The 20,454-nt window shown below is 65.2% G+C and carries 18 protein-coding genes; 5 read left to right on the plus strand and 13 right to left on the minus strand.

The features are described from left to right. Position 1: 1 nt before the first annotated feature. A complete protein-coding gene (locus GWG65_RS07635) occupies positions 2-883 on the minus strand; it encodes an IclR family transcriptional regulator (RefSeq protein ID WP_275194751.1) in 882 nt (293 codons plus the stop codon). Positions 884-1,092: 209 nt separating this feature from the next. On the opposite strand from GWG65_RS07635, the gene GWG65_RS07640 reads away from it, so the two are divergent. Next, the gene (locus GWG65_RS07640) at positions 1,093-1,935 is read left to right on the plus strand and encodes a hypothetical protein (protein ID WP_275194752.1); all 843 of its coding nucleotides are present in this window, start codon (positions 1,093-1,095) and stop codon (positions 1,933-1,935) included. On the opposite strand, the gene GWG65_RS07645 is transcribed toward GWG65_RS07640, so the two are convergent. From GWG65_RS07645 to GWG65_RS07660, 4 genes are all read right to left on the minus strand, one after another. After that, positions 1,936-3,147 (minus strand): ABC transporter substrate-binding protein, encoded by a 1,212-nt coding sequence (locus tag GWG65_RS07645; RefSeq protein WP_275194753.1) that lies wholly within the window; start codon positions 3,145-3,147, stop codon positions 1,936-1,938. It lies immediately after the preceding gene. 46 nt (positions 3,148-3,193) lie between these two features. Next, the gene (locus GWG65_RS07650; RefSeq protein WP_275194754.1) at positions 3,194-4,051 is read right to left on the minus strand and encodes a fumarylacetoacetate hydrolase family protein; all 858 of its coding nucleotides are present in this window, start codon (positions 4,049-4,051) and stop codon (positions 3,194-3,196) included. A gap of 24 nt (positions 4,052-4,075) precedes the next feature. After that, a complete protein-coding gene (locus GWG65_RS07655) occupies positions 4,076-5,590 on the minus strand; it encodes a bifunctional 3-(3-hydroxy-phenyl)propionate/3-hydroxycinnamic acid hydroxylase (protein ID WP_275194755.1) in 1,515 nt (504 codons plus the stop codon). Between the two features lie 75 nt (positions 5,591-5,665). Next, entirely contained in the window at positions 5,666-6,457 is a 792-nt protein-coding gene (locus tag GWG65_RS07660; RefSeq protein ID WP_275194756.1) for a DNA-binding transcriptional regulator, read from the minus strand. A 146-nt stretch (positions 6,458-6,603) separates the two neighbouring features. On the opposite strand from GWG65_RS07660, the gene GWG65_RS07665 reads away from it, so the two are divergent. Continuing rightward, the gene (locus GWG65_RS07665; protein ID WP_275194757.1) at positions 6,604-7,587 is read left to right on the plus strand and encodes a VOC family protein; all 984 of its coding nucleotides are present in this window, start codon (positions 6,604-6,606) and stop codon (positions 7,585-7,587) included. Between the two features lie 19 nt (positions 7,588-7,606). Here the strand turns inward: GWG65_RS07665 and GWG65_RS07670 are convergent, their stop codons facing one another. After that, positions 7,607-8,269: a response regulator transcription factor gene (locus tag GWG65_RS07670; RefSeq protein WP_275194758.1), complete on the minus strand. Its 663-nt coding sequence runs from the start codon at positions 8,267-8,269 to the stop codon at positions 7,607-7,609. Further along, positions 8,266-9,666, minus strand: a complete 1,401-nt coding sequence (locus tag GWG65_RS07675) for a histidine kinase (RefSeq protein ID WP_275194759.1) — start codon at positions 9,664-9,666, stop codon at positions 8,266-8,268. Before GWG65_RS07675 ends, GWG65_RS07670 begins: the two co-directional genes overlap by 4 nt. A gap of 190 nt (positions 9,667-9,856) precedes the next feature. Here GWG65_RS07675 and GWG65_RS07680 point away from each other — a divergent pair, with 190 nt between their 5' ends. After that, positions 9,857-10,732, plus strand: coding sequence for a DUF3280 domain-containing protein (locus GWG65_RS07680; RefSeq protein WP_275194760.1), 876 nt, complete (start codon positions 9,857-9,859; stop codon positions 10,730-10,732). 13 nt (positions 10,733-10,745) lie between these two features. On the opposite strand, the gene GWG65_RS07685 is transcribed toward GWG65_RS07680, so the two are convergent. Genes GWG65_RS07685 through GWG65_RS07695 form a run of 3 tightly spaced genes read right to left on the minus strand, consistent with a single transcriptional unit; the run spans position 10,746 to position 13,782 of the window. Beyond that, positions 10,746-11,777, minus strand: coding sequence for an L-idonate 5-dehydrogenase (locus GWG65_RS07685; RefSeq protein WP_275194761.1), 1,032 nt, complete (start codon positions 11,775-11,777; stop codon positions 10,746-10,748). Between the two features lie 27 nt (positions 11,778-11,804). Next, entirely contained in the window at positions 11,805-12,572 is a 768-nt protein-coding gene (locus tag GWG65_RS07690; protein WP_247380896.1) for an SDR family oxidoreductase, read from the minus strand. 10 nt (positions 12,573-12,582) lie between these two features. Then, positions 12,583-13,782, minus strand: a complete 1,200-nt coding sequence (locus GWG65_RS07695; protein ID WP_275194762.1) for a mandelate racemase/muconate lactonizing enzyme family protein — start codon at positions 13,780-13,782, stop codon at positions 12,583-12,585. Positions 13,783-13,962: 180 nt separating this feature from the next. Between GWG65_RS07695 and GWG65_RS07700 the strand changes: the two genes are divergently transcribed. Continuing rightward, positions 13,963-14,730: a GntR family transcriptional regulator gene (locus GWG65_RS07700; RefSeq protein ID WP_275194763.1), complete on the plus strand. Its 768-nt coding sequence runs from the start codon at positions 13,963-13,965 to the stop codon at positions 14,728-14,730. Positions 14,731-14,754: 24 nt separating this feature from the next. Continuing rightward, on the plus strand, positions 14,755-16,119 hold the full coding sequence (locus GWG65_RS07705) for an MFS transporter (protein WP_275194764.1): 1,365 nt from the start codon (positions 14,755-14,757) through the stop codon (positions 16,117-16,119). A 68-nt stretch (positions 16,120-16,187) separates the two neighbouring features. On the opposite strand, the gene GWG65_RS07710 is transcribed toward GWG65_RS07705, so the two are convergent. The 3 genes from GWG65_RS07710 to GWG65_RS07720 form a co-directional block, all read right to left on the minus strand. After that, entirely contained in the window at positions 16,188-16,424 is a 237-nt protein-coding gene (locus GWG65_RS07710; RefSeq protein WP_275194765.1) for a hypothetical protein, read from the minus strand. A gap of 112 nt (positions 16,425-16,536) precedes the next feature. Next, positions 16,537-17,796, minus strand: a complete 1,260-nt coding sequence (locus GWG65_RS07715) for an arsenic transporter (protein ID WP_275194766.1) — start codon at positions 17,794-17,796, stop codon at positions 16,537-16,539. A gap of 159 nt (positions 17,797-17,955) precedes the next feature. Then, positions 17,956-20,433 carry a PAS domain S-box protein gene (locus GWG65_RS07720; protein WP_275194767.1) on the minus strand — a complete coding sequence of 826 codons (2,478 nt, stop codon included), beginning with the start codon at positions 20,431-20,433 and terminating at the stop codon, positions 17,956-17,958. Positions 20,434-20,454: the final 21 nt, after the last annotated feature.

Below are 20,454 nucleotides of genomic sequence, written 5' to 3' on the forward strand. Positions count from 1 at the left end.
TTCATGTCCTGGCCCCCTTCTTGTTTTGCTTGCGTGTCCCGATCGCGGGCTCCGCCGCGCTGACGATGGCGCGGATGCCGTCGGCAAGGGCGGCGATGCGCGGGCCGATCTCGCCCTCCAACTGTCCGGGCTGAAGCCGGAACGCGGGGATGCCGCAATTGATCGAGAACGACTGCCTGGTTTCGCCCGCGTGAAACAGCGGTGCGGCGACGGCGTGGATCGAGGCCATGTATTCGCCCCAGCAGGTGCAGAAGCCGCGGCCTGCGCATTGCGCGAGTCCAGCGCGGTATTTGTCACGGAAGGCCGACCACAGCTCGGCGTCCTCGGCCTCGATGCGCTGTTCGAGCGATGCGGCATCAGCCGGCGGCAAGGTCGCCGCAGCGGCGCGGCCCATCGCAGTGATCACGACGGGAATGGGCATGCCGATGTCGGGCACGTGCGGGCCGACGTCACCGGAGCGCGCGGTCTCGACATAGATCATTGATGTGCCGTCGAGCAGGCCGATCGAGACCGTGCCGCGGACGCTCTGCGCCAGCTCCTGCATCATGGGTCGCGCAAGCTGGCGAAACTGCATGTCGGCGAGCAGCGGATGCGCCATTCGCAAAGCGCGCGCGCCGACGCGGTATTTGGAGCGTTCGGCGTCGTAGCGGAGATAGCCGAGCTCGGCCAGTGTGTGCGTCAGCCGTGCCACCGTCGGCCGGGGGATGCCCGTCAGCCTCGACAGCTCCATGTTGCCGAGCAGCCTCGTCCCGGCCTTGAAGGTTTCGAGCACCACGAGGCCTTTTGCCAGCGTCGTCGCGAAAGCGGCGTTATCGGCACTCTCGGCCAGCACCGCGGCGGCGGACGAGGAGGCGTGGAGCAATTTGGGGGCGGTTTGAGCCATGCGGACTTCATGAACCCGGCTGGACTTCTTGTCCAATAGATTCACGTAATATGTAATTTCGTCCACTATGCGGACGAAGCGGCGGAGGCCTCGCACGCACAAAGGGCCCGTGAGGAGCCTGCCGCACACAAATTTTTGTCGTGATTCGCTGGCGTCTTGTGACAGGATTGTTACGACGACATGTCAAATCGATTACAGCGGAGCTAATCATGTTGCAGTGGCAGGCGCGGTCAAATCCCCTCGCGTGGTGGTGGGGGTCCCTGACGCTTGTCAGCAACGTCAATATCCTTGTCTGGTTCATGCTGTACCGGGAGTTCTATCAGCCCGTCAGCGGCGGCCTCGATGCGCCGCCCGCGATGGGTGTGATGCTGCTGCTCTGCGCCGGCTATGTGTTCGGCTGCGCCTTCCGTTCGTTCCTGCCGCGCGCCGATGTGCAGCGCATCTGCCTGTTCGACACCTGGCTGTCGAGCGTGTTCGTCGGCCGCTCCGTCGCGACGGTCGCCGAAGTGTGCTTCGCCGCGCAATGGGCCATCATCCTGCATCAGCTCGGCACCATGGCCGGCGCCGAGACCACGGTGAACATCGCCCTCATCATCGTCCCCGTGATCATCATCGCGGAGTGCTTCTCCTGGTACGCGGTGCTGACCACCAATTATCTCTTCAACGCGATCGAGAATTCGTTGTGGGCGGTGACCTTCTTCCTGGTCGGGATTGCGCTGTGCCGTCTGATGCCGGAATTCCAGGGACCGGTGCGCTGGGCGCTCAGCGCCGGCATCGTCGGCATCGCCTGCTTCCTCGCCTTTCTCGTCACCGTCGACGTGCCGATGTATCTCAGCCGCTGGCGGGCGGGGCATGCCGAGGGCAACAGGCTCCTCGGCTTCCTCGAAGGGCTTCACGACGTCAGCACGCGCTGGGTGGTTACCCACGACGTTGCGCACTGGAAGGGCGAACTGACCTGGATGTTCCTGTATTTCAGCGCCGCGGTGTGGTCGAGCCTGGCGCTGTGCGCGCTCTACGCGATGGAAGGCTATCTCACGCGCTATCTGGCCTGATTACTTGCCGACCAGGCTGCATTTGCTGCGATCGAGCGGACGGAAGGCCTGGTCGGGCGGGATCGTTGCGACGAGCTTGACGAAATCCCAGGGACCTTTGGATTCCTCCGGCGTCTTGACCTGCACCAGATAGAGATCGTGCACCATGCGTTGGTCCTCGCGGATGCGGCCGTTGGTGGTGTACGCATCCGACACCGGGGTCGCCTTCATCTTCGCCATCACGGTCGCGCTGTCGTCGGAGTCGGTATCCTTCACGGCTTGCAGATAATGGCGCACGGCCGAATAGACGCCGGCCTGGATCTGCGAGGGCATCGCCTTGCGGCGCGCGTAGAACGCGTCGGAAAAGCGCCGGGCGGCAGGCGAGACGTCCTCGAAGAACGAGGTAACGATGAGATCGCCGCGGGTCGCCTTCAGGCCGACCGCCTCGATATCGACGTTCTGGAACGACATCGGCACGATCTTCATGCCCTGCGCGGCCAGTCCGAATTCCTCCGCCTGCTTGATCGCAGTGGCGTTGTCGCCGGCGACGTTGATCGCGAGGATCTTTGCGCCCGAGGACTGCGCCTGGAGCAGGAACGAGCTGTAATCGGGCGTGCCGAGCTGCGCCTTGACGCTGCCGGCAACCTTGCCGCCGAGCTCGCCGATGCGGGCACGCGCAGTCGCCTCGATCGAATGTCCGAACGCATAGTCGCCGGTGATGAAGAACCATGGCTCCTTGCTGGTCTGCATGATGCCGGAGACGACCGCAGTCGCGGTGGAATAGGCGTCCTGGGTCCATTGCACGCTGGTCGGCGCGCAGGCCTCGTCGGTGAGCTGGTTGGCCCCGGCGCCGGAGACGAGGAAGATCTTGCCGTTGCCGCGCACCAGCTCCTGCACCGCGAGCGCCGCGCCGGAGCTCCCGCCATCCGCGATAGCCTGCACGCCGTCGCTGAACCATTTCCGTGCCAGCGATCCGGCGAGGTCCGGCTTGTTCTGGTGATCGGCCTGTGAGATCTCGATCGGCTTGCCGTTGATCTTGCCGCCGAACTCTTCTGCCGCCATCCGCGCCGCCTCGACCGAGCCCGGGCCCATAGCGGTTGCGAACACGCCGTTCATGTCGGTGAGGACACCGATGCGGATGGCGTCGCCCTTGATCTCGGCGCGTGCAGCGGTCGCTGCGAGCGCCAACGTGATCACGAGGATGGCGGTTGAAGTCGTGCGGAGGCTGCCCATGTCGTTTCCCTGACTTTGTTATCGTTTAATTGAAGTCGGCGATCAGTCAGGCCGGTTCGGCGATGACCTTGTTGCGCAAGATTCCGATGTCGGAGATCTCGACCTCGACGATGTCGCCGGGACGCATCCACAGCGGCGGCGTGCGTTTGGCGCCAACGCCGCCCGGCGTGCCCGTGACGATGACGTCGCCGGGGGCAAGCGGGCAGATTGCCGAGATGTAGGCGATCAGCTCGGGGATCGGCGTGATCAGAAGATCGGTGGTGGTCTTCTGCATCACGGTGCCGTTGAGCCGCGTCTGCAAGGTGAGCTTTGACGGATCGGGGATCTCGTCCGCCGTCACCAGCCACGGGCCAAAACTGCCGCTCTCCGCAAAGGTCTTGCCGGAGAGGAACTGGCTGGTGTGACGCTGCCAGTCGCGGATGCTGCCTTCATTGTAGCAGGCATAGCCCGCGATGTGGTCGAGCGCGCGGCTTGCGGAGACGTGTCGGCCTTCCTTGCCGATGACGAGCGCAAGTTCGCCCTCAAAATCGAAATCGTCGCTGACCTTCGGCTTCACCAGCGGCTGGAGATGCCCGACCTGGCTACAGGCGAAGCGGGCGAACAGTGCCGGCTTCTCGGTGACGGTGCGTCCCGTTTCGGCGACGTGGTCGCGATAGTTGAGGCCGACGCAGATGATCTTGCCGGGATCGGGGATCACGGGTGCGAAGATGATCTTGTCGAGGGGATGATCGGGCTTGGCGGACGCGATCAATTTCGCTGTGTCGGCAAGACGGCCGGTTTCGAGCAACTGGCGCAGTGTGGTGCAGCCGTCACCGGCCATGCGCGCACCGAGATCGACGACGCCGTTATCCTTGACAGCGCCGAAGGAGGCGCGTCCGTCGGCGATGAATGAGAGCAGCTTCATGAGATGTCCTTCGAATATGTTCGGTCAGGCCGCGGACGGCACGTGGGTTGGTGGGATGACAGCGGCGACGAGCTGGCCGAGCTCGGGGTCATTGCGGGCGGCTCCGCGCACATAGCGATCGGGACGAACAAGCGCGGCGATGATGCCGTGTTCGCGCAGCCAGGGCGTAATGCCTTCGGCGTCGTCGCTGGTTAGAATTTCGACTTCGACCTGCGCCAGAGCGCAGCGTAGATGGGTCCAAAGTGCAGCCTCGGTCTCGACGAGGAGCACGTGGCGATAGCCGATCCGATCGTCGCTGCGGTTGCCATTGCTCAAGCTGAATTGCGGCGCCAGATGCCCGACCAGGGGCAGATCGCCGAGCGCAAGCCCTGGGCCGAGCAGGGGCTTTTTCACCTCGAGCTTGACCGGCGCGTTCGCGCGCGCTTCGCCGGCGGCAAGGCCCGCTTCGATCGCCTTGGTGTTGATCACGCCGCCGAGACGAATGGCGAGCTCGATGAATTCGCGCACATGGGGGAGACGTTCGCTCTGGTAGGTGTCGAGCAAGCTCGCATCCGCGCGCTCGCGCAGCACCGTGGCAAGCTTCCAGGCAAGGTTTGCGGCGTCGCGGATGCCGGCGCACATGCCCTGGCCGAGGAAGGGTGGGGTCTGGTGCGCGGAATCGCCAGCCAGCAGCAGTCGTCCCTTGCGCCATTGCCGAGCGATGACGGAATGAAAGGTGTAGACCGTGGCGCGCTCGATCTCGGCATCGTCGGGCGTGATCCAGCGCGACAGCAGCTCCCAGACTTTTTCCGGCTGCGCGACCACCTGGGAGTCCTCGTCCGGGAGTACCGTGATCTCCCAGCGCCGCCGCGCGCCGGTCCCGCGTACATAGGTCGCGGGCCGCCGCGGATCGCAATGCTGGAGGCTGTAATTGCCGAGGTCGTCGCGGTCGCGCTTGAGCAGCACGTCGATCACGAGCCAACGCTCGTGAAAGCCGAGGTTGTCCATGGCCGAGCCGATGAAGCGGCGGACCAGCGAGCGGGCGCCGTCGCAGCCGACGACATAGCCGGCCCGGACTTCGCGGAGTTGGCCGTTCGAAAGGTCCTCGTAGCGGACGCGCACACCGGTCTCGTCCTGATCCAGCGCGAACACGTCGCAGCGGCTGCGCAAGGTCACATGCGGCCAACGCGTCAAGCCGCCGATCAGCACATCCTCCAGATCCGGCTGGTGGAAGCGGTAGCTGAGATTCCAGCCCATCGGCGTCAGCGTCTGCGGCCGCGACCAGTCCAGCAGCAATTGGCCGTCGGCGTCGAGAAAGAGCATCCCGGGGCTGAGAATGACATGCGGCAGGATGGCATCGGCAAGGCCGATGGTCTGGAAGACGCGCATGCATTCGTCGTCGAAATGCACTGCGCGCGGCAGGTGATAGGTCCGCGCCTCCCGCTCCAGCACCAGCGTCCGCACGCCGCACAGGCCGAGCAGATTGGCGAGTGCGGCGCCGACCGGGCCACGGCCGACGATCACGACGTCGAAGTCTTCGGGGGTGGATCTATTTTGCATGGGGCTATCTCTTCCCCAAGCCATGGCACCCATTCAACATCGGCGCGCCAAGTGTCCGCCCAGCGGACGGCTCTGCTAGACTTCGACCGGAATAGCCGCCGCCGTCTCCTGAAGTAGCGCTGCAAACTGCGCCACCGCTTCCTCGATTCCGAGCGCCGAGCGGATCCAGATGATGGAGATGCAGCCGAACACGGCGCCGTTCCGGACGATCGGAACAGCGATCGAGGCCGTCTTGGGATTGTATTCGCCCTCGCTGCGGATGGCGTAGCCGCGCGTCCGCGTCTCGGCGATCATACGATCGAGGCGGCTTTGGTCGAGGAAGGGACGGTCATCGGCCTCGTCGATCCGGCGCAGATGGTTGACAATCAGATCGCGCTCGCGCGCGGGGCAGGCGGCAAGATAGGCGCGGCCGGCGGAGGTGCGCAGCATCGGCAGGCGCTTGCCGATCATGCCGCGATCGATTGACACCGGACTGCGGGAATGGGTGGTCTCCTGCACCACCATGGCCGCGTTTTCATAAGTAGAGAGATCGACCGGCCAGACCAGGGCCTTGCTGAGCTCGGCAAGATAAGGCGCTGCAGCCTGGCAGATCACCACGCCGGGATCGTAGCCGTCGCCGAGACTCAGCGCCCGCCGGGTGACGCGAAAGCGGTCGTCGCTGGCACTGCGCGCGACGTAGCCGAGTTCCTCCAAAGTCTCGAGCAGGCGATAGACGGTGGGGCGGGGCAGGTCGAGCGCGCGGGCCACATCACCGGCGCGGATGCCGCCGGAGCGGTTGACCTCGCGCAGCACGTCCAGCCCGCGCTTGAAGGCGCGGACGCCTTCCAATGGCCGCGGCGCCCCGTTTCGCGTCCGCTCCTTGGACACTTCGCATTTCCTCCTATGTGCGGCTTGGGCCCGCGGCTATCGTCGTTGCAAACGCGACGCGATTGCGGAAGCCACCGTAGGGTCGCGCGCAACCGGTATCAAGTTTGCCGCGATGCGGCAGGCACGATGCCTTCGGGAGGACGTCGATGGAAATCACCGCGCTCGGCTATATCGGGATCAATTCGTCCCAGATCGACCAATGGAGCCGGATGGCGACCGGCCTGCTCGGCATGCAGCAGGTCGACCGCGGCGGCAAGATGCGGGCCTTCCGCATGGACGACCGCAAGCAGCGGCTGATCATCGACGGCAGCAGCGACGCTGGCCTTGCGGTGATGGGCTGGGAAGTTCCGTCGACCGTCGAGCTTGATCAGCTTGCCGGGCGGCTCGAGAGTCTCGGCGTCAAGGTGACACGCGGATCGCGCGCGCTCGCCGATGAGCGGCATGTCAGTGAGATGATCGCGTTTGCCGATCCTGCCGGCAACCGGTTAGAGGCATTTTGCAAGCCGGCGCTTACGACCGAGCCCTTCAAGCCGGGCCGGCCGATCTCGGGCTTCCGCACCGGCGCGCTCGGCATGGGGCACGTCGTGATGAACGTGGAAGACGTCGAGCCGCTATTGCCGTTTTATCGCGATGTGCTTGGCTTTCACGTCTCCGATTTTGGACTCAAGCCGTATGGGCTCTATTTCTTCCACGTCAACGGCCGCCACCACAGCTTTGCGATGGTCGGCTCGGGGCGAAAGGCGCTGCATCATTTCATGGTCGAACTGGGCAGCCTCGACGATGTCGGACAGGGCTACGACCTCGCGCAAATGGACGAGGGCCGCATCGCCTATACGCTGGGGCGGCACACCAACGACCACATGACGTCGTTCTATGTGAACACGCCCTCCGGCTTCTTCATCGAATATGGCTGGGGTGGACGCGTCATCGATCCCAAGACCTGGCAGCCGCACGAGACCTTCGACGGCCCGTCGCTGTGGGGCCACGAGCGTCTCTACATGCCCGAGGAGCAGCGCAAGCGCCTGCGCGACATGCGGCTGGACGCGGCGGCGCGCGGCGTGCGCGTGCCCGACCCAAGCGTGCCGCCGCTGAACTGCGCGTGGCTGGACTCGGTGATATCGAGCGAATGATGCGCCACCGCGCTGCGCTTCATGCCTCGCCAAAATCTGCCTGGGTCAGCAGGCCCTGGCGCAGTGCGAGCCGGACCAGTTCGATGTCCGAACCGACGCCGAGCTTGTCCTTGATCAGCGAGTGCAGGTTGGCGACCGTCTTCGGGCTGACGTGGAGCGTTTCGGCGATCTCATCGGTGCTCCGTTCGGCGAGCAGCAGGCGCAGCACCTCGAACTCGCGCGCGGTGAGCACGTCGGCGGCGGAGCTTTCGCCGCTGAGCCGGCTCAGCGCCAGCTCATGGTCGATGTCAGGGCTGACGGCGATCTTGCCCGCGAGCACGTCCATGACCGCGCGCACCAGCGTTTCCGGCGGGCTGGTCTTGGTGACATATCCCCTTGCGCCCGCGCGGATCGCCTGCACGGCAAAACCCGCATTCTGGTGCATGGTGAAGACCAGGATCTTGGCGGCCTTGTCCCATTGCCGGATCCGCCTGACAGTCTCGATCCCGCCGATGCCGGGCATGCTGAGATCCATGATCACGAGATCGGGTTTGGCCGATTTGAACAGGCGGTAGGCCTCGGCTCCGTCTGAGGCCTCGGCCACGACGCGCAGGCCCGGCTGCTTCTGCAACACCGAGCGATAGCCTTCGCGGACGACGGCATGATCGTCGACCAGCATGATGGCGCAGTCGGTGCCGTTCATGCTGCACGCTCCATGACGGTGGGGTGGACCGATGCGGGAATGACGACGTGCAGCGTCGCGCCCCGATCCGCTCCGGTCTCGAAGCTCAGGCGGCCGCCAAGCGCGGCGACACGTTCGCGCATCCCGAGCAGGCCCATTCCCGTCGTCACGGCCGTATCGCCCGGCCGGCCGTCATCGGCGATGCAAAGCGCGATGGTGCGATCGTCATGCGCTGCGGCTTCGCGCGCGGTCAGCTCCAGCGTGACCCGCGTGGCGCCGGCATGCTTGGCCGCGTTGGTGAGCGCCTCCTGCACGATGCGGTAGAGCCCGGCGCCGACCGCGGCGGGCAGGCTCTCGAACGCGCCGTCAAATCGGCACTCGAAGCGGGGCTGGCCGCGGCTGCGGCCGTTCCAGCCCGCAACCAGGCCCTCGAGGCTCGCGACGAGGCCGAGCTCGTCGACGTCGGGCGGCCGCAACCTGAACAGGGCGCCACGCAGCGTCTCCATCATGCCGGTCGCAGTCCGCGAGATGCCGTCGCATTCCGGCAGCAGGGCGGGACAGTCCTGCGCTGCAGTCTGGTGTGCCGATGCGGCGAGGGCGCGGATGGCGGCAAGAGATTGTCCGAACTCGTCGTGCAGTTCGCGCGCCAGATGCCGCCGCTCCTCGTCCTGCACCACGATCAGCCGGCGGGTGAGCTCGCTGCGTTCAGCGAGCGTGGTGGAGAGACGTTCGGCGAGATGGTTGAAGACGTCGCGGATGGCCGAGAGCTCCGCGAGTTCGAATGGCGGCAGCCGCGCCGTGAGATCGTCGGCGGCCATCCGTTCGAGGCCGTCGCGGATGATCCGGGTCGGACGCAGCGCACGCGCCAGCGCCGCATAGACGAGCGCGCACAATAGCGGCAGGACGATTGCAAGCGCCGCAATCAGGCGGCCGGCGTCGTGCCAGGCTTCGGCTGTCTGCACCGCCGGATCGATCCAGGTGACGGCTTCGCCGATCGTGGTGCCGCGAACGGTCACGGCATGTGTGGCCTCGCGGCCGGGATCGAACAGTTTGCGATAGAGCGTGGCGAAGACTTGCGGCGGATGGCCGGCGGCGCCGGATGCGCCACCGCAGAAGCGCTGGACGGTGTCGCCGTTGCCGGCGCGAAACGCAAGACAAAGGCCCGGCGCCATGACCGAAGCTGCGACGTTGTCGAGGTCCGGAAATTCGGCGCGGGGATGGTTCACCCACTGGATCTTGTTTTGTTGCAGCTCCAGCGTTCGCGCAGCGAGACTGGCGATCGCGTCGATCCGGGTGTGCACGGAGCGATCGGCCTCGACCAGGAAATAGGCCGAGATCGCCGCGAAGCAGAGGGTGGAAATGGCCGCAACGCGCAACGTCAGGCGGAGCTTCAGGTCGGGCTTCAGGCGGTTCCACATCGGCGGGCATCCTGCGCGGATGATCTCGGTCCGCCGGGGCATTAAACGGCAGAACTGCACGGCCGGAAAGCGCCGCCGGCGCTCAAGGAGTAAGGTCGTGAAAATTTCCCGGCGGTGGCCGGGACGCGGGAAGCTGCACGCCGCGCATCGCCCGGCCTAGCGTCGGGCCCTTCCACCCGCGAGGCCGCACATGCGACGATCCCTTCTTGTCCCTGTTGCAATTCTCCTGCTCGTCGTCTCGGCGGCTCGTTGGCCGGCGGCGGCCGACGCCAGCGTCGGCGTTGTCATCGACGATTTCAGCTATATCGACACATCGGCCGAGCCGGCCAACCAGACTGCCGCCCACGAGCGGCGGCTCGCCGCCTTCATGGCCGCGTTGCGCCGCGACATCACCGCCGACCGGCGCTATCGGCTTGCGCCGTCCGTGCAGGACGGGGCGGCGTTCAAGGTCATCGGTGGCATCCAGAAGACGAGCACGCTGGTGCAATGGGCCAAGGTCGCAGTGATCGATGCCGGCGCCAAGAAGGTCGTGATGGACAAGCTCTATACCTTCCGCGGTGATAACGACGAAGCATGGGAACGTGCCGAGATCTTCGTATCCCGCGAGGTCCTGGCAGCGCTCGTGGCACCGGCGCCGGTCGCGCTTGCGGTGTTCGATTTCGAGCTCGACGACAACACCGCGGCGCCTGCATCCAGCCTCGCGGCCGCCGACGTGTCCTATCTGGACGAAGCGACGGCGGGCGTGCGCGCCGCGCTCGCGCAATCCGGGCGTTACCGCATCGTCGACGTCAGCGGCGCAGGCGAGGGCGCCGCAAGGAGCCGCAGCCTGCGCGATTGCGGCGGCTGCGATGCGGCCATCGCCGCAAAGCTCGGCGCGGATCAATCGCTGATCGGCGTGGTGCGACGGGTCAGCCGGACGGAGTATACGGTGGGTTTTCAGGTGCGCGACGCGCGGACCGGCGCAGTCGTCGCGCGCGGCGACAGTGGCTTGCGGATGGGCGCCGACTATTCCTGGAAGCGCGGCGCGGTGGGATTGGTCAGGGATCACCTGATCGAGAACCAATAACGCTGGCCGACGCTCAGAACGTCAACTGCACCTTCATCGATTGGGCGCGGTCGCTGGCGAGCTCAAACGCTGCGACCGCATTCTCGAACGGCATGGTGGCCGTGATCAGCGGCTTGACGTCGATCAGGCCTTCGCCCATCAGCCGCACCGCGAGCTGGAATTCGGGGTCGAAGCGGAAGGTTCCGCGGATCTGCAATTCCTTGGCGACGATGGAATTGATCGGCAGCGTCATCTCGCCGCCGAGGCCGAGCTGCACCAGCGTCGCGCCGGGCCGCAGCACGTCGAGCGCGGTGCGCAGCGCAGCCTGGTTGCCGGAGGCTTCAAACAGCGTGTCGAACACGCCCTTGCCGGCGCGCCAGGGATCGAGCGCGGCGGCATTGGCCGCGACGTTGATGGCGTGCGTGGCGCCGAGCCTTTTGGCAACCGCGAGCGGCGCTTCGGCGACATCGGTCACCACGATCTCGGCGGCGCCGCCGAAGCGCGCGACCAGGATCATCAGCGCGCCGATCGGGCCGCAGCCGGTGATCAGCACGCGCTTGCCAAGCAGGGGACCGGCCTGCTTGCCGGCATGCAGACACACTGCCAGCGGCTCGGCGACCGCAGCTTCCGCCAGCGTCAGCTTGTCGGCGATCGGCACGGCCTGCGTGGCGTCGACCGTGAGGAATTCGCGAAAGCCGCCTTGCACATGCGGAAAGCGCATCGCGCTGCCGAGGAAGCGCATGTCGAGGCACTGGTTGCGCATGCCCTCCTGGCAGTGCTGGCACTGGCCGCACGGCTTGCTCGGGTTGACCGCGACGCGGGTGCCCGGCTTCACGTTCGTGACGCCGTCACCGACGGCGGCGACCACGCCGGCGATCTCATGCCCTAGCGCCATCGGCTGCTGGATGCGCACGACGCCGAAACCGCCGTGATGGTAGTAATGCAGGTCGGAGCCGCAGATGCCGCCATTGGCGATCTTGACGCGGACTTCGCCCGGGCCGGGCGCCGCATCGGGATAGCTGTCGATGCGCAGGTCTTTCGGGGCGTGGATGACGACGGCGCGCATGGCTCGTTCCCTTGTTGGTCTAAGCGATCACATCGCGGCGATCATGCCGCCGTCGACATAGATGATCTGGCCGTTGACGTAGGTCGAGGCATCGGACGCCAGGAAGATCGCGGCGCCCACCAACTCATCCGGCCGGCCCCAGCGTTTTGACGGGATGCGGCCCATCAGCCAGTTGTTGAAATCGGTGTTGTTGACCAGCGCCTCGTTCATGTCGGTCAGCATGTAGCCGGGTCCGATCGCATTGGCCGTGATGCCGTGCTGGGCCCATTCCACCGCCATCGAGCGGGTCAGGTTCTTGATGCCGCCTTTTGCGGCGGTGTAGGGCGCAATGGTGGGACGCGCCAGTTCACTGCCAAGCGAGCCGATGTTGATGATCTTGCCGTGCTTGCGGGGGATCATGCGCTTGGCCGCTTCGCGGCCGATCACGAAGGCGCTCGTGAGGTTGGTCTCGATCACCTTGCGCCATTCGTCTGTGGTGAACTCCACCAGCGGCTTGCGGTGCTGGATGCCGGCGTTGTTGACGACGATGTCGACCGCCAGGCCTTGTCTGTCGAAATTTTCGAAGGCAGCGACGATCGCGGGCTCGTCGGTCACGTTGAACGCGGCACCTTCGGCTTGGTGCCCGGCCGCGCGAAATTCGGCGACGGCCTGCTCGACGCGCTTGGGATCGACGCCGTTGATGATCAACTTGGCGCCGGCCTTGGCCATGCCCTCGGCGATAGCGCGTCCGAGGCCGCGGGAGGAGCCGGTCACGAGTGCGGTACGGCCGGAAAGGTCGAAGAGGGCGGTGCTCATCTCAAGATCCTCAGACGTTGGAGCGGCGCACGGTGAGATCGCTGCGGTCGAATACCGCGGGCAGCAGGTCGATGCCGAGGCCGGGGCCTTCCATCGGGAAGACATAGCCGTCCTTTATCACAGGCATGGTGGTGACGAGTTCATTGTACCAGCCCTTGTAAAAGGCGCGGACCGATTCCTGGATCAGCGTGTTGGGCTGGCTGAACGACATGTGGATGGCGGCGACGAAGCCGATCGGACCGATGCAATCGTGCGGCGCAAAGGGGCGGTGATAGGTCTCGGCCATCGCCGCGATCTTGCGGCCTTCGGTGAGGCCGCCGGTCCAGCACAAATCCGCCATCACTACATGCATGGCGTCGCGGTCGAGCATGTCCTTGTAGGGGAAGCGCGATCCCAGCGTCTCGCTGGCGCAGACCCAGACGTCGGTCGAGCGGGCATATTCGGCGAGCGCCTGCGGCGAGTTCATCCGGATCGGGTCTTCGTACCAGGTCGGCTTGTACGGCTCGAGCGCGCGCGCGATCTGCTTGGCGGTCGGCAAATTCCACAGCGAATGGAGCTCGACCATGATCTCCATCTTGTCGCCGACGGCTTTGCGGATCTTCTCGAACGGCTCGATGGCCTGCTTCATCTGCGCGGCGGTGATGAAGAGCCCCTTGTTCTCCTGTGCCGCCGGATCGAACGGCCAGATCTTCATCGCGGAGATGCCGCTTTCCAGCAGGCTCTCGGCGAGCGCATCGGCGCGGGTCATGAAGGCATCGAGATCCTCGTAAGGGCCTTCAGAGGCGCCGAGGTTCCAGTTCGAGACCGGGCTGATGTTGGTGGAGCGAACATATTTGGTGCCGGCGCAGGTGTTGTAGATGCGCTGCTTGTCGCGGCAGAGGCCGCCGAGCATCTGGTGCACCGGCTGATTGCAGACCCTGCCGAACAAATCCCACAGCGCGATGTCGATTGCGGAAGCTGCGCGGTATTCGACGCCGGTGGAGGACTGCGCCATCGGCAGGTTCAGCATGTCGCGATGGATTGCCTCGATGTGCAGGGGATTGCGGCCGAGCAGGCGGCCGGCGAAGGTGTCGTGGATCTGCGCCTCGACCGCGCCCGCGCCATAGAAGGTCTCGCCAAGTCCGATCACGCCCGCATCGGTGTGGACGCGCACCCAGATGACGTTGGAGAATTCCTCGGTGCGCAGGGTCTCGATCGACGTGATCTTCACGGCAATAATCCTCCCGTCACAGGCGCGTGGCGCCCGTCTTGTTGTCATTGCGCGCCAGTATTGGTGTGGCGAGCAGGCGGACGTCTTACCCCTGCTTGTAATATATCACAACATGTTTTAGGGATATCACCAACAAGGTGCCGCCGCAACGCGAGAGCGCTGGCCGACGGGGAGGACAACATGGCACGGCGCAAACGCGCGCTCGAGGTGGTGAGAGCGGAGGACGACGGCGAGGGCAAGCCCAGCCGGCGCAACCGGCTCAACTTCTTCGAGCTTGCCTATCAGAGGATCGAGGAGCTGCTCGTCCATTGCGAGCTCAAGCCCGGCCAGTTCATGACGATGCTGGAGCTGCAGCACATGACCGGCTTCGGCCGCACGCCGGTGCATCACGCCGTCAACCGTCTTTCCAACGATACGCTGATCATCATCCGCCCGCGCCACGGCCTGCACATCGCGCCGATCGATCTGACGCGCGAGCGCATGTTGCTCGGCCTGCGCCGCGACATGGAGCGTTTCGTGGTCCGGCTCGCGGCCGATCGCGCCAGCCTCTCGCATCGCAATCAGGCGCTCCATATCGAGCGGCTGCTGCGCGAGCGCCGCGCCAGCCTGACCCTCGACGAGTTCAACAGCATCGACCGCCGCATTGACGCACTGGTGCTGGACGCGGCGGGCGAACCGTTTCTGGTGCATACGCTGCGGCCGCTGCACACGCTCTATCGCCGCATCGGCTATATCCATCACCGATTCATGCCGGGACAGGCTGATCTGTCAGGCACCATCGATCGTCATCTGGCCATTCTCAATGCGGTCGCCAATCGCCGCGTCGAGGACGCGGTGAAGGCGAGCGATGCACTGATCGACTATATGGGCGAGATGTTCACAGGCATGGAGACCGGGATCGACCCGCGCCTGCTCGATTGCAGCATCGAACCGCTGCTCGGCGCGTAAAGAGTTTCGAAGAGAGGACCAAAGATGTCAACGATCGCCATGCCACAACCGACCGCGAGCGAAGCTGCGGTCCGCTACCTCATTACGAACTATAGTCCAAAAGGTAACAAGGTCGGCTGGCTGATGATGGCCTCGATCCTGGTCGAGGCCTGGGACCTCTATTCCATCGCCTTCGTGCTGATCTTCATCAAGGAGCAGTACAATCCCGATCCGCTGATGCTCGGTCTTGCCGCGGCCGGCACGCAGGGCGGCGCCCTGATCGGCGCGCTGCTCGGCGGTTGGTTGTCCGACATAATCGGCCGCCGCGTCATGTTCCTGATCACCATGGTGATGTTCATCGTGCTCGCATTGGCGCAGGCTTTCGTGCCGAGCGTCGGCTGGCTCGTGGTGATCCGTTTCCTGCTCGGCATCCCGCTCGGCTCCGACATCTCGACCGGCTACACCTACATCATGGAATCCATGGCCAAGGGTGAGCGCGAGGTCATGGGCAACCGCTGGCAGTTCATGTTCGCGGTCGGTGAAGTTCTCACCATCGGCGTCATCGTGATCTTCCTGTTGCTCGACATTCATCACGAGACGCTGTGGCGCGTGACGCTCGGCCTCGGCGCGTTGCCGGCGCTGATCATCCTGATCATGCGGCATGACGTTCCGGAGACGGCGGTGTGGTTGGTGCAGAAGGGGCGCTTCCGCGAGGCCAAAAAGGTCGCGCGCGAGATGTTCAACGACGATCTCGCCATGCTGCCGGACCAGGATGTGAAAGTGCCGAAGGTCCGCACCAGCGCATTCCTCGCCGATCTCAAGAAGGACCCGATCCGCTGGCGCGCCACGATCTATGGCTGGATCGCCTGCTTCGCCCAGGCGAGCGAGTTCTCGACCTTCGCGTTTTACCTGCCGGTGCTATTCGCGATGGTCGGCGTGTCGAGCATCCTCGGCAACAATTTGGTGACGATGGGGCTGTTCTCCCTCGCCGCTGTATCCGGGTGGGTCGGCCCGCTCTTGACGCCGAAGATCGGGCATCGCGGCATCGCGATCGCTGGCTTCTCCATCGTGCTGGTGTCGCTCTTGGTTGCCGCCTTCGCGCTCTACACCGACAACAAGATCCTGCTGCCATTCGCGGCGGCGGCCATGCTGTGGGGCCACTATTGGGACGCGTCGAACTGCATGACGATCCCGACCATGGTCGCCAAGCCGAAATACCGCGGGACTGCGAGCGGCTTCGCCTACATGTTCGTGAAGCTGCCGTCGTTCCTGGCGATCTTCCTGTTCCCGACGCTGTTCGCGGCGATCGGACAGGCCAATGCGACGCTGTTCGTCGCGATCTTCCCGCTGATCGGATTGCTCGCCGCGGTCTTCATCCTGCCGGAAGTCTACGGCTACGAGAACGACTGACGATGTATGACCCGGTCGCGGCCGTCATGGCCGCGGTCGGGACCTTCGACTGGATGAGCCGCGAGCCGTTATGGGCTCAAGAAGATCGGATCGATCCCGGTCCCATAGCCGAGCAGGCCGATCGCCTGAAGTTGAGTCGCGTGGAGGTCGATTTCCACGATGGCGAACAGGGCTAGCAGCACCACTACGGTCAAGACCAGCAGGGGGTGGGACGTCTCGGCCTGGCCTTCGACCGGTGCAGTGAATCTCTGAATTGAGCGACGCAGGGAAAAGCTCTGCGGAAGTGCCTTGGATTGGATCGGCATGATGACCTTCCTTGTCGCGCCATGTTCGGACCGCGCGACAAGCGAACTCTAGCTGCGGCGTCGCCGCCGGCATTGATGCACCGCAAATATTCCGCTTAATTCGGGCTCGCCGTTATCTGATCGCGGCTGCCAATGCCGCGATCAAGGCGGGCGGCGTCACCAGCATGCCGAGCTTGAGGAAGCGCCAGGCGCCGACCTCGATCTTTTCGCGGCGGAGCGCGACCAGCCACAGGATGGTGGCGAGCGAGCCGGTCACCGATAGATTCGGCCCGAGATCGACGCCGATGAGAATGGCGCTGACGACGGGTGCGGGCAAGTGATCGCTGGCAGCGACCGAGCCCGCGACGAGGCCGACGGGGAGGTTGTTGGCGATATTGTCGGCGATCGCGGTGGCGATGCCGACGCTCCAGGCGGCTTTTGCAGCGGATTGCCCCACGGCTTGGTGCAGCAGTGCGCTGAGCTGGCCGATCACGCCGGTCTTCACCAGCGCTTCCACCATCACGAACAGCCCGCCGACCAGCGGCAGCACGCTCCAGGACACCCCTTTCAGCAGGGGAAGAGGCGATTGGCGGTTGAGCAGCAACACTGCGGCGGCGGTCGCCGTGCCGCAGATGAAGGTCGGCAGGCCAAGCTGCAGATCGAGTGCAGAAGCCCAGATCAGCGTGATCCCGATGGCGCCGATGCCGTAAGCGGTCAACCGGCCGCCACGGCCCAGACTCGGGTGAGGGACGCGGGCTGCTATCGTTTCTTCCTTCAACTCGCGATACAGCGCAAGGCGCAGTGCGAGGTAGGTGAGGATGATCGAGGCGAGCGACGGCAGCGTAAACTGGCGCAGCCATGCACCAAGATGCGGCATGTGCTTGCCGAAGACCACGAGGTTGGCGGGATTGGAGATCGGCAGCACAAAGCTCGCGGCGTTGGCAATGAACGCGCAGACGAACAGATAGGGCAGCGGCTTGGCGCCGGCGGCACGCGTGGCGGCGTAGACGGCGGGTGTCAGCACGATTGCGGTGGCGTCGTTGGACAAGAGCACAGTGACCAGCGTGCCGACCAGATAGATCAGGAGAAATAATCGCTGCGGCGAGCCACGCGCATGTTCAACCGCAAACGCCGCCAGATAGTCGAACAATCCCTCGAGCCGTGCGAGCTCGGCGATCAGCATCATGCCGATTAGGAAGAGATAGACGTCGATGCCCTTCTCGATCCCGAGAAGCGCATCCTGCCAGGACAGCAGGCCGAGCAGCACGAGGGTGCCGGCGCCGATGACGGCCCAGATCGCCTCGGGCAGGCGAAAGGGCCGGATGATGACGCCCGCGGTGGCGGCAAAGATGATGCTCCAGGCCCAAAAGGCGTCATGCGGCGCAGTCGGCACGTTCAGTCCTTGATACGGGGGTGGTTCATTCGGCAGCGATAGCCGAACCCGGAGCCGCTGTCTTCCCCCGCGACGTCACCGGACTTGCCGTCAGCGTCATCGTGACGGCTAGCAGCCGACGAACATTCCGCCTTCGCCGGGACGACGCTGGTGTTGCCTTCACCGCGCGCCCGACAGCTTCTCCGTGATCGCCTTGCGCAGGATGCGCGACAGCGACTCGACCGAATAGGGCTTCTGGATCAGCTCGAAGCCGCGATGCGCGTTCTCGGCGAGCACATTGCTGTAGCCGCTGGTGAGCACGACGGGGAGGCCCGGATAGCGCTCACGGATGGTGCCGGCGAGCTCGACGCCGTTCATGCCGGGCATGATGACGTCGGAGAAGACGAGGTCGACGGCGAATTCGTTCTCGCCGAGGATTGCGAGGGCCGCATTGGCGTTGGCGACGCGGCGGACGACGTAGCCAAGGTCCTCCAGAAGCTCGGTCGAGAAACGGCCGACATCGTCATTGTCCTCGACCACGAGCACGCGGTAGCCGCGCCCGGTCGTTGCCGCCTCGCTGGTCAGGGCCGCGGCTTCCTTCTCCCCGGCAGGGCTCTGCGCCTGTGGCAGATAGATGGTGAAGGTCGCACCCTGGCCGGGCGCGCTCGTCACAGCGATGTCGCCCTCGGACTGCTTGGCGAAGCCGAAGGCCTGGCTGAGGCCGAGGCCGGTGCCCTTGCCGACCTCCTTGGTGGTGAAGAACGGCTCGAAGATGGCGTCGATGTTTTCCGGTGCGATGCCGCTGCCGGTGTCGGCGACGGAGATCGCGACATAGTCGCCGCCCCGCGCCGACTGCGCGCGCAATCTCGGAATGCCCAAAACCCTGCGCACCGCGATGGTCAGTCGTCCTTCACCTTCCATCGCGTCGCGGGCATTGATGGCAAGGTTGATCAGCGCTGTCTCGAACTGCGCAATGTCGGCAATCGTGAAGCAGTCGGAATCGTGGACCTCTACCGCGATCTCGATGCGGCCGCCGACCAGCGGCCGGACCAATTGCGCGACACCCTCGACCTGGCTGCCGACGTTGAAGATTTGCGGCTTCAGCGGCTGCCGGCGTGCGAAGGCCAGCAGCTGCGCCGTGAGCTTGGAGGCACGTTCGACGGTCTCGGAGATGGCGTCGACATAGCGGCGGCGGCGCTCCTCCGGCAGCTCGCGCCGGCGCAGGAAGTCGGTAGCCGAGCGGATGATGGTGAGCAGATTGTTGAAGTCGTGCGCGACGCCGCCGGTGAGCTGGCCGATCGCCTCCATCTTCTGCGATTGCCGCAGTGCTTCCTCGCCGCGGCGGCGCTCGGTAATGTCGACCAGTTCCGGCACCGCGCCGGTGATGTTGCCGTGGCGGTCGAGCACGGGGCGCATGCCGAAATCGAAATCGCGTTCGCCGACGGGAAGACGCAGCCGCATTTCCATTCGCACCGCTTCGCCTCCGAGCACGGTGTCGAAGGCGGTGCGCACGACGGCGCTCATGCCCTCGGTGGTCGCGAACCAGGGCGTGTCCCAGAACGGCTTTCCGATGATTTCGCGCGACTCCGTGCGGATGCCGGCGAGTGCGGTCTTGTTGGCGTAGAGCAGTTCGCCGTGGAGGTTGACCAGTCCCTGATACTGGTTGCTGGTCTCCAGGATGGCGCGCAGCCGCGCCTCGTTGGCTTCGAGCTCGGCGGTGCGTTTGGTGATGCGCTCTTCCAGCGTCTCGTTGAGCTGCCGCAGCTCGGACTCGGCCTGCTTGGCGGCGGTGATGTCGTGTGCAACGCCGATGAAGCCGATGTGCTTGCCGGTCGGGTCCCAGCGCGGCTGCGATTCCGAGCGCAGCCAGCGCCATTCGCCGCTCGCGTTCTTGTAGCGCGCTTCCAGCACGAACGGCTTGAGCGACGCTTCACCCTGTACGGATTGTTGCAGCACATGCGGCAGGTCGTCCGGATGCAGCACCTTGCGCCAGTCGAAGGCGATGGCCTGATCGTAGGGCAGGCCGACGAAATCGACATAGGCCTGGTTGGCGAAGGAGCGTGTACGGTCGAGCTTGGTCACCCAGATCGGCACCGGCGCGCTGTCGGCGATCAGCCGAAAGCGCTCTTCGCTCTCGCGCAGGGTCTCGCGGACCAGCATCTGGTCGGTCACGTCGATGTGGGCGCCAACGAAGCGAATGGCGCGGCCGTTCTTGTCGCGCTCGATCTTGGCCACGACGCGGATCCAGCGGGTCTCGGCGTCACTGGGGCGGATGATGCGGTATTCGGCGGTGTAGTCTTCGCTCGTCCCGGACAGCGCATCGAAGAAGTGCTTCACTGCGTCGTCGCGGTCGTCGGGATGGATGCGGTTGACCCAGTCCTCGTGCGTCTCGTCGGAGGCTTCGGGTGGCAGCCCATGGAGCATCAGATATTCGGGCGAACGGCGGTTCTTGAATCCTTCGCGGAAGTTGACCTCGAACCCGCCGACCTTGCCAATGCGCTGGATGCGCGCGAGCTCGGCCTCGCGATCCTGGAGCGCACGATAGACGTCGTCGCGCTCGCGCGCGATCTCTTCCAGATGCTCGCGCAGCCCTTCGGCGGCAGCGGTCTCGGGTAAAGGATCGTTCAAGGTGTCGGCCGTTATCATGCGGGTACGCACGTGCCGGACCGATATTCACAC

The organism is Bradyrhizobium sp. CSA207, assembly GCF_029051685.1.
GTDB lineage: Bacteria > Pseudomonadota > Alphaproteobacteria > Rhizobiales > Xanthobacteraceae > Bradyrhizobium.